Origin of the sequence: Flavobacterium sp. FPG59 (genome assembly GCF_002150205.1) — a bacterium.
Lineage (GTDB): Bacteria > Bacteroidota > Bacteroidia > Flavobacteriales > Flavobacteriaceae > Flavobacterium.
Genome location: NZ_MTCA01000120.1, coordinates 1 through 8,879, shown reverse-complemented (window position 1 = coordinate 8,879; position 8,879 = coordinate 1). Strand labels below are relative to the sequence as shown.

Annotated in this window: 7 protein-coding genes; 5 read left to right on the top strand and 2 right to left on the bottom strand. The window is 32.8% G+C overall.

Annotated elements, in window-relative coordinates:
- The first annotated feature begins 137 nt into the window (after positions 1-137).
- From pfkA to FPG59_RS10780, 3 genes are all read left to right on the top strand, one after another.
- Positions 138-1,124, top strand: coding sequence for a 6-phosphofructokinase (gene pfkA, locus FPG59_RS10790; RefSeq protein ID WP_086454612.1), 987 nt, complete (start codon positions 138-140; stop codon positions 1,122-1,124).
- 72 nt (positions 1,125-1,196) lie between these two features.
- Positions 1,197-2,201, top strand: a complete 1,005-nt coding sequence (gap, locus tag FPG59_RS10785) for a type I glyceraldehyde-3-phosphate dehydrogenase (RefSeq protein ID WP_086454611.1) — start codon at positions 1,197-1,199, stop codon at positions 2,199-2,201.
- Between the two features lie 128 nt (positions 2,202-2,329).
- Positions 2,330-3,181: an N-acetylglucosamine kinase gene (locus tag FPG59_RS10780; RefSeq protein ID WP_086454610.1), complete on the top strand. Its 852-nt coding sequence runs from the start codon at positions 2,330-2,332 to the stop codon at positions 3,179-3,181.
- A gap of 115 nt (positions 3,182-3,296) precedes the next feature.
- Here the strand turns inward: FPG59_RS10780 and FPG59_RS10775 are convergent, their stop codons facing one another.
- Both FPG59_RS10775 and FPG59_RS10770 read right to left on the bottom strand, forming a co-directional pair.
- Complete coding sequence (locus tag FPG59_RS10775; protein WP_086454609.1) at positions 3,297-3,677, bottom strand: RidA family protein; 381 nt, start codon at positions 3,675-3,677, stop codon at positions 3,297-3,299.
- A 28-nt stretch (positions 3,678-3,705) separates the two neighbouring features.
- On the bottom strand, positions 3,706-6,450 hold the full coding sequence (locus FPG59_RS10770; RefSeq protein ID WP_086454608.1) for a putative LPS assembly protein LptD: 2,745 nt from the start codon (positions 6,448-6,450) through the stop codon (positions 3,706-3,708).
- Positions 6,451-6,533: 83 nt separating this feature from the next.
- Between FPG59_RS10770 and FPG59_RS10765 the strand changes: the two genes are divergently transcribed.
- Together FPG59_RS10765 and FPG59_RS10760 are read left to right on the top strand one after the other, a co-directional pair.
- A complete protein-coding gene (locus tag FPG59_RS10765) occupies positions 6,534-7,727 on the top strand; it encodes an N-acetylmuramoyl-L-alanine amidase (RefSeq protein ID WP_086454607.1) in 1,194 nt (397 codons plus the stop codon).
- 65 nt (positions 7,728-7,792) lie between these two features.
- The coding region (locus FPG59_RS10760) for an N-acetylmuramoyl-L-alanine amidase (protein ID WP_140344633.1) at positions 7,793-8,879 on the top strand (1,087 nt) is incomplete at its 3' end.

Sequence of the window (8,879 nt, the reverse complement as noted above, 5' to 3'; positions counted from 1 at the left end):
TAATAGCGTAATTTAATTGTGTTCTAAAAAAACTTATCAACGAAAACGTTTGAATTTAAGACAGTCTTTTAATTAATAAAAAACACTGTCTTATAAGTGGTTAATGTTTGTTAGTTTTACACTTTAATATTATGAAAATGCCAAAAACAATTAAAAAAGTAGGTGTTCTTACCTCTGGTGGAGACTCCCCAGGAATGAATGCAGCAATTCGATCTGTAGTTAGAACTTGCGCTTACCATAACATAGAATGTATCGGGATTTATAGAGGGTACCAAGGTATGATTGAAGGCGACTTTAAAGATATGGGACCTCGTAGTGTAAACAATATTGTCAATAAAGGAGGGACCATATTAAAATCTGCACGTTCCCTAGAATTTAAAACTCCAGAAGGTAGAAAAAAGGCACATGAAAATTTAACAAAAGCAGGTATAGATGCACTGGTTGTAATAGGAGGCGATGGAACTTTTACGGGAGGATTACTGTTTAATTCAGAATTTAATTTTCCTGTAATGGGGATTCCAGGAACTATTGATAATGACATATTCGGTACCAGCCATACTTTAGGTTATGATACAGCGCTTAATACAGTTGTAGATGTTATTGATAAAATAAGAGATACAGCAAGTTCACACAACCGCTTGTTTTTTGTTGAGGTGATGGGTAGAGATGCGGGGCATATTGCTTTAAATGCTGGTATAGGTGCTGGAGCAGAAGAGATATTGATTCCTGAAGAAGATTTGGGACTAGATAGATTACTCGAATCGTTACAAAAAAGTAAGGCTTCTGGAAAATCATCAAGTATAGTTGTTATTGCTGAAGGTGATAAAATTGGTAAAAATGTATTTGAGCTTAAGGATTACGTAGAGGCTAATTTACCAGAATATGATGTTCGTGTATCTGTTTTAGGTCATATGCAGCGTGGAGGATCCCCTTCTTGTTTTGATAGAGTTCTAGCAAGTAGGTTAGGTGTGAAAGCTGTTGAATCGTTGCTAGAAGGCAAATCGAGTTATATGGTAGGGTTGCAAAATGATCAAGTAACATTGACGCCTTTAGAGCAAGCTATTAAAGGAGAATCCATGATTGATAGAGAATTATTAAGAGTATCAGACATCATGTCGACATAGTTAATTAAAGTTTATTGTGAGGAAATTAGACTTTAGGTAGAAAAGAAAAATAAACAAAAAAATTAAATTAAAATGTCAAAAGTAAAATTAGGAATTAACGGATTTGGTAGAATTGGAAGAATCGTTTTTAGAGAAACTTTTAATAGAGATAATGTAGAGGTAGTAGCAATAAACGATTTATTAGATGTAGATCACTTAGCTTATTTATTAAAATATGATTCAGTTCACGGTCGTTTTGACGGAACTGTTGAAGTAAAAGAAGGAAAATTATACGTAAACGGAAAAAATATCCGCATCAGTGCCGAGAGAAATCCAGCTGATTTGAAATGGAATGAGGTTGATGTTGATGTAGTTGCTGAATGCACAGGTATTTTTACAACTATAGAAACTGCTAGTGAGCATATTAAAGGAGGTGCTAAAAAAGTTATTATTTCTGCTCCATCTGCAGATGCACCAATGTTTGTAATGGGAGTAAATCATGAAACTGCAAAAGCATCAGATTTAGTAGTTTCTAATGCATCTTGTACTACCAATTGCTTAGCACCATTAGCTAAAGTAATTCATGATAATTTCGGAATTGTAGAGGCGTTAATGACAACTGTTCATGCTACCACTTCAACTCAAATGACAGCAGATGGTCCATCAAAAAAAGACTGGAGAGGCGGACGTGCTGCAAGTGTTAACATTATTCCATCTTCTACGGGCGCTGCAAAAGCAGTAGGAAAAGTTATCCCTGAATTGAATGGAAAATTAACTGGTATGGCTTTTCGAGTTCCTACTGTTGACGTTTCTGCTGTAGATTTAACAGTGAAAGTTGCTAAAGAAACTTCTTACGAAGAGATTATGACAGTTTTAAAAAATGCTTCTGAGACCACTATGAAAGGAATATTAGGCTATACTGAAGACGCTGTAGTATCTCAAGATTTTATTTCTGATAAAAGAACTTCAATTGTAGATGCCACTGCTGGAATTGGATTGAATTCCACTTTTTTCAAAATAGTTTCTTGGTATGACAATGAATATGGTTATTCTAGTAAGTTAATTGATTTATCTGTGCATATTGCTGGGTTAAAATAATTCTTTATATATTTACAAATCCCGTTATCATGCTGTAACGGGATTTTATTTTTTGTTGCTTTGGTATAGAAATTAAAAGACTATGACTTTTTATTAAACGGCAACACACACCAATAAACTAAAAAAAAATGAGACTAATAGTTGATAGCGGATCTACTAAAGCCGATTGGATTGCGATAGATGACAATGGTAAAATTTTATTTACAACACAAACACTTGGGTTAAACCCTGAAGTGCTGGAACCAGATGAAATTATTGAAAGATTGAACGATCGTTTTGATATTTTACACAATAAAAAGAATGCTACTCATTTATTCTTTTATGGTGCAGGTTGTGGTACTGACAGGATGAAAATTGCACTTTCTCAAGTTTTTCAAAACTATTTTGTTAATGCAATCATTGATGTTAAAGAAGATACCTATGCAGCTGTATATGCTACTACTCCAAAAGGAGAAAAAGCAATAGTGTCTATACTAGGAACAGGCTCAAATTGTAGTTATTTTGATGGTAAAGAGTTGCATCAAAAAGTTCAATCTCTAGGTTATATTGCTATGGATGATTGCAGTGGAAATGTTTTTGGGAAAGAATTAATTAGAAAGTATTACTTTAACAAAATGCCAAAAGAATTGGCTGTTGAATTTGAAAAAGAGTATGACTTAGATCCAGATGCTATTAAAAGCAAGTTGTATAAGGAGCCTAATCCTAATGCGTATTTGGCTACTTTTGCAAAGTTTTTAATTCAGCATAAAGAGACGGAGTTTTGCAGGAAAATAATTTTTAAGGGAATGAAATCTTTTGTTAAAAATTATATTAAACAATTTGACAACTGTAAAGAAGTAAAAGTTCATTTTGTAGGTTCTATTGCTTTTTACTTAAAAGAAGAATTACAGGAAACTTTTGATAAATATGAACTACAATTGGGTAATGTTTTAAGAAGACCCATTGATGGCTTAATCGCTTATCACAATTTAAATAAATAGAGCTACATTAAATAAATAAAAATCCTTACTAATTCTTGCAAAGCGATGCTTTTATAAGAATTAGTAAGGACTTTTTTTATATTCAATTTACAGTTTTAAACACAGTAAATTGATATTACAATATGGCAATCATTGAAATTTCTACATTAACATTTTTTGGTAAACAAGCTACCTGGACAGTTTCACGAGCAGGCGCTGATTTTTCGTCAAAATATGAACCATACACAGTATTTATTTTAGCAAAATCATTCATGTCCATAATGAAAATGGTTGTTTTTACAACATGATCAAAGGTCATTCCAGCTGCTTCTAGAACTGCTTTCATGTTTTGCATAACTTGTTCTGTTTCGGCTTCAATAGTTGTAGTTATTAGCTCTCCCGTACTAGGATGTAAAGCAATTTGTCCAGATGTGTAAAGTGTATTTCCTTTAAGTACAGCTTGATTGTAAGGCCCTATGGGTGCGGGAGCATTTTCGGTAAAAATTATTTTTTTCATATGATTTTGTCTTGTTTTACTTTTAAAATTACCTGTTGATAGCACTACGTTTATCCCATTTGATATCACTTAGAACGCCAGATTTTATACCAATAAAGAAACCCCAGTTTGCATTAGTTCCAAAAGGAGACCAATTAAAATCCATTCGCCAGCTTAATAAATCACGTTCAAAACGCAATTGAGTAAACGTAACTCCTTTTTGAACAAAGTCATATCCTGTTGAGACTCCGGCTTTCCATTTGGGTGTGATGTCAGCATTGGCAGATATCATGATGGAGTTTCCTATGATTTTATTTTCGCGGTTGTTATTTCCATAGGTTAATGAGTAGGCAAATGTCATGTCCCAAGGTAGCTTTGAATTAAAAAATTCTGACTCTTCTTCTTCGCCTTCTTCATCGTCTTCATTAAATAAACTTCTTCGGCTGTCTCCAAGATCTACATTGGTACCAAACAAATCATCATCTCGACCACCATTTCGTTGACTGAGCGAGTTTTTATCTTTCTTTGTTTTGTCTTTACCTTGACTTGAAATAGCGTAATTTAAGGTCATATTAGAACTTGTCATTCTAAAAAGGCTTCCGCCGTTATCAATATTATAAACATTGATTCGGTTACCAGAATTGTCTATAGCATAAGGGTCAAGTGTAGCACCAAAGTTAACATTCATTTTATTATCTAATAATGCTGTTCCTCCACTTACTCTCACGGGAGCAAATGCAAGTGTTGTTTTTCCATCAGCATTCATGTTGTATGAAGTAGAAAAGTTGAGGTTGTTTAAAAGCATTATTTTTTTTGCCTCCACTTTAGTACTGTCTCTGTCTGTTACTTTTGCTTCTAATGTGTTACTAAGGTCAAAGCCTATAATGTTAGAATTTGTTAATCCGGGTGATCCATAAATTCCGTTTTCGAAACGGGTATATTGTCTCATGTTTCCTGAGCCATCTGCAGCATAGGTGTCATAATATTTTTCAAAACTAGGTGTGTAGCCATAAGATATAGAAGGCCTCATTACGTGACGGATTGATTTTATTTTTTTGTTTTCACCAAAATTAAAAGTTCCATATATTGTTGTTCCTACACTTGACGAGAGAGAATAAGTTCTAAAAGCGTCAAAACCATTAACGGTTCTATCTATTACTCGGTTTTGTTCTACATCAAAGCTTTTGTTGATGGTTTTTGTGTACCAAACTTCTTCGTAATTTAATGATGTTGAAGCGCTAAAATATTTAAATAATTTAAAATTGGTACTCAATGGAATACTATGTTGAAAACCTATTTTAGCATCACGAAACATCTCGGGTTTAAAAAACAAAGAGTCATTAGTAACAATACTATTTCTACCGTTTAGGTTATATTGTAGATTGATGTTCTTAAAAAATCCTTTTCTCACACCGTCTTTACCCACAAAAGGATACATTCTGTCAACACTTAATTGTAGTGTAGGTAAAGTCATGTTGATTTCCTCTGTTTGAGTGTTTTGAGAATGTGTAGCGGTCAATGACATACGCACTTGTGGCACTGAAGTAAATGTTTTGGAATACGATATAGAAGAACTTAGTGTATTATTAAGGTTTGATCCTATATTAACTTGATTAATGGATTGCTGGAAATACCTACTACTTCCTAAATTCACAGAGGCAGAAAAAGTAGAGTTTGGACTTGATTTTGTATCCTTTGAGTGAGACCATTGGATGTTGTAAATATTCTGTTTTGAATAGTCAGGATATCCTCTTTCACTATTGATTAAATTTTCAAAACGCACATTGATGTTACCACGGTAATTGTATCTTTTGGCGTAAGTAGATTCAAAACGCATTCCGTAACTACCATTTGTGTAATAATCTCCTAAAACGGTTAAATCATAATGATCGCTCAAGGCAAAATAATACCCTAAGTTTTGTAAAGAAAAACCACGGTTGTTAGAGTCGTTGTAACTCGGTAATATTAACCCAGAAATACTAGTTTCTTTACTCATAGGAAAAAATGCAAACGGAAGTGCAATGGGAGTGGGTACATTTGCAATGACCATATTAGTCAGTCCTGTAACTACTTTTTTTCCGGGAATAAATTTTACTTTATTGGTTTGGAAATAATATTCAGGATTATCAACATCTTTTGAGGTTGTAAAACGAGCACCTTTTAAAAAATAAACTGAATCATTTTCTTTTTTAGTTATAGCAGCTTTGATTTTGAACTCGCCTTGGTCTGATCTTGAATTCCAAATCAGCGCTTTTTTTGACTTAAAATTAAAACGAATCGAATCGGGTTCAACTACATTGTTTCCTTGTTTAAAATTGGGGTATTGAACGTAAGCACCTGAAGAGTCTTTTAATCGTCCTGCATAGACTTCATTTTTTTCGTAATCAAGAACAATAACACCAGATTTGAGTTCTACATCTTCATAATACAACTCCGCTTGATCATGTAATGTGATTAATTTTTTCTTTTGATCAATCTTAACATACTTACTAGCTTTGTAGCGAACCTTTCCGTTCAAAAATACTTTTTTGTTTTTTATGGTGTCTACCTTAATCGTGTCTGTTTTTTTTATCGTTTCAGTAGTAGTATTTTCTGTTGAAGAAGTTTTCTTGACAGTTGTCTCAATTTTATTTTGAGCTTTAACATTAGGCTTTTTTTTAATGATATCTTGAGCGTAGGTTGTACTAGAACCTAAGGATAAGATAATAGAAATTAAAACGATATTAAATAAGTTTGTATGCAAAGGTTTAAATGCTATTTTTGTAAAATGATGGCCTGTTTTTTGATGAGCCAAACTTACAGATTATTTTTGGTCAAAAATAGTCAAATAAATAAATTAATAACTGTAGTCTTTTAATTAAATTAACGTATCACAACATGTCTTTTTCAAGTAATAGTAAATTATTGGTATCTTTTATTTTGTTGCTAAATTCTGTAATAGTCTTTAGTCAATCAAGTAATTTTAAGGTCACGCTAGATGCGGGTCATGGTGCACATGATTTTGGGGCAGTGTATGAAGGTAGGATAGAAAAAAATATAGCCTTAGCCGTTGTTTTAAAAGTAGGTAAGATTTTAGAAGCTACTCCAAATATAGAGGTCAATTATACACGTAAAACAGATGTTTTTATTGATTTGATTGAAAGAGCTAATATTGCAAATAGGGTTAACGCAAATATTTTTGTTTCAATACACTGTAATGCTAATAAAAACACCCTTGCTGATGGTACAGAAACCTACGTAATGGGTTTAAGTAAGGTATCATCAAACCTAGAGGCTGCAAAAAAAGAGAACTCTGTAATAACCTTAGAAAAGGATTATAAACAAAAATATGAGGGTTTTGATCCTAATTCACCAGAGACCATGATAGGAATGACCCTAATGCAGGAAGAGTATCTGGATAACAGCATCTCACTTGCAAGTAAAGTGCAAGACGCATTTGAAAGTTTAGGAAAAAAAATACGTGGAGAAGGGGTAAAGCAAGCACCTTTTATGGTGTTGCATAAAGCCTATATGCCTCGTGTGTTAATTGAAATGGGTTTTATATCTAATACTATCGAAGGTAATATTTTAAACTCTGAAGAGGGGCAAAACCAAATTGCAAAAGCTATTTCAGATGCAATTATTAGCTACAAAGCAGAATATTTTGGTACCAATGAAATAGAAATTATTCAAGAAGCTTTGCCTCAAGATAAAATAGAAAAGCCAGTAAATGAAAACCTGCAAACACCTAGTGTGCCGGTTCAAGAACCAAGAGTAGACTCTCAAGCAGTGTTGCCATCTGTAAATGTAAATGCTGGTTTAGTTTTTAAAGTACAATTATTAGCGAGTTTAACTAATCTAGACACCAACTCTAAAAAATTTAAAGGTCTTGATGATATTGCTGTTGTAACCGAAAACAAATATTTTAAATACTTGTATGGTAATACTACAGATTATGAAATTGCAAAAAGAGATCTTAAAATGGCCAAAGAAAAAGGTTTTAGCTCTGCTTTTTTAATTGCATATAAAAATGGTGAAAAAGTAAGTATTCAAGATGCGCTTAAACAATACGCTACAGTTCATAAAAACTAATTTTACACCTCAATATTTTGCATAGTGTTTTAAAAATAAAAACAAAATGTGTCGTTTTTTTTCTAATGGCAAGCATAGCTGTTTTTTCTCAATCAAAAGATAAATTTATTGTTATTCTTGATGCTGGTCATGGAGGTAAAGACCCTGGAAATTCTTACCATGGATTTATAGAAAAAGAAATTGCACTAAAAACAACTTTGCAACTCGAAAAACATTTGAATGAAGATCCAGATATTAAGGTGATTCATACCAGGAAATCGGATGTGTTTATTGAACTTAAAGACCGACCACACAAAGCAAATAGTCTGCATGCAGATTTGTTTATTTCCATTCATTGTAATTCAGTAAAAAATCCTGTGCCTTATGGGACAGAGACATTTGTAATGGGTTTGACCCGAAGCAAAGGAAATCTTGAAATAGCCAAACAAGAGAATTCTGTTATTTTATTAGAGAAAGATTATAAAAGAAGCTATAAAGGATTTGATCCTAAAAATCCAGAGACTTTAATAGGTTTGAAAATTTTACAAGAAGATTACTTAGATCGGAGTATTCGATTGGCATCAAAAATAGAGGGTAATTTTATACACAAACTCAATCGAAAATCTCGAGGTATCAAACAAACTCCTTTGTGGGTGTTAGATGCAGCGTACATGCCAAGTGTTTTAATTGAGCTTGGTTTTTTAAGCAATAAAAGCGAAGGGACTTATCTCAACTCTGCGGAAGGACAAAAAAACATGGCACAAGCAATTGCATCTGCTATAATAGCTTACAAAAAAGAATACTTTGATACAAGTTCTTCAAATGACAATGATGAATTGAAAGAAGTTTCAAAAACGAAATACTCCTCTATAGATAAAAAAGTAACAGTTAAGGCACCTTTGTCAGATATAAATTCTAAACAATCTAAAACTAATGTTGTTTTTAAAGTGCAATTTGCATCGGGTAATAAAAAGTTGGATTTAAAGCCTCAGAACTTTAAAGGTTTGAAAGACGTTTCAGTTCAATCTAGCTCTGGATCTTTGTTTACTTATTTTTATGGAGAAGCAAATACGTATGCTGCAGCCAAAGAAGATTTAAAAAAGGTTCAATTAAAAGGTTATACAACTGCTTATATTGTAGCGTTTCAGAACGGAAAAAATATAAGTATTAAAG

Excerpts from the sequence above, each read along its gene's own strand:
- FPG59_RS10765 (WP_086454607.1), top strand. The coding sequence starts at position 6,534 with ATGTCTTTTTCAAGTAATAGTAAATTATTGGTATCTTTTATTTTGTTG.
- FPG59_RS10780 (WP_086454610.1), top strand. The coding sequence starts at position 2,330 with ATGAGACTAATAGTTGATAGCGGATCTACTAAAGCCGATTGGATTGCG.
- gap (WP_086454611.1), top strand. The coding sequence starts at position 1,197 with ATGTCAAAAGTAAAATTAGGAATTAACGGATTTGGTAGAATTGGAAGA.
- FPG59_RS10775 (WP_086454609.1), bottom strand. The coding sequence starts at position 3,677 with ATGAAAAAAATAATTTTTACCGAAAATGCTCCCGCACCCATAGGGCCT.
- pfkA (WP_086454612.1), top strand. The coding sequence starts at position 138 with ATGCCAAAAACAATTAAAAAAGTAGGTGTTCTTACCTCTGGTGGAGAC.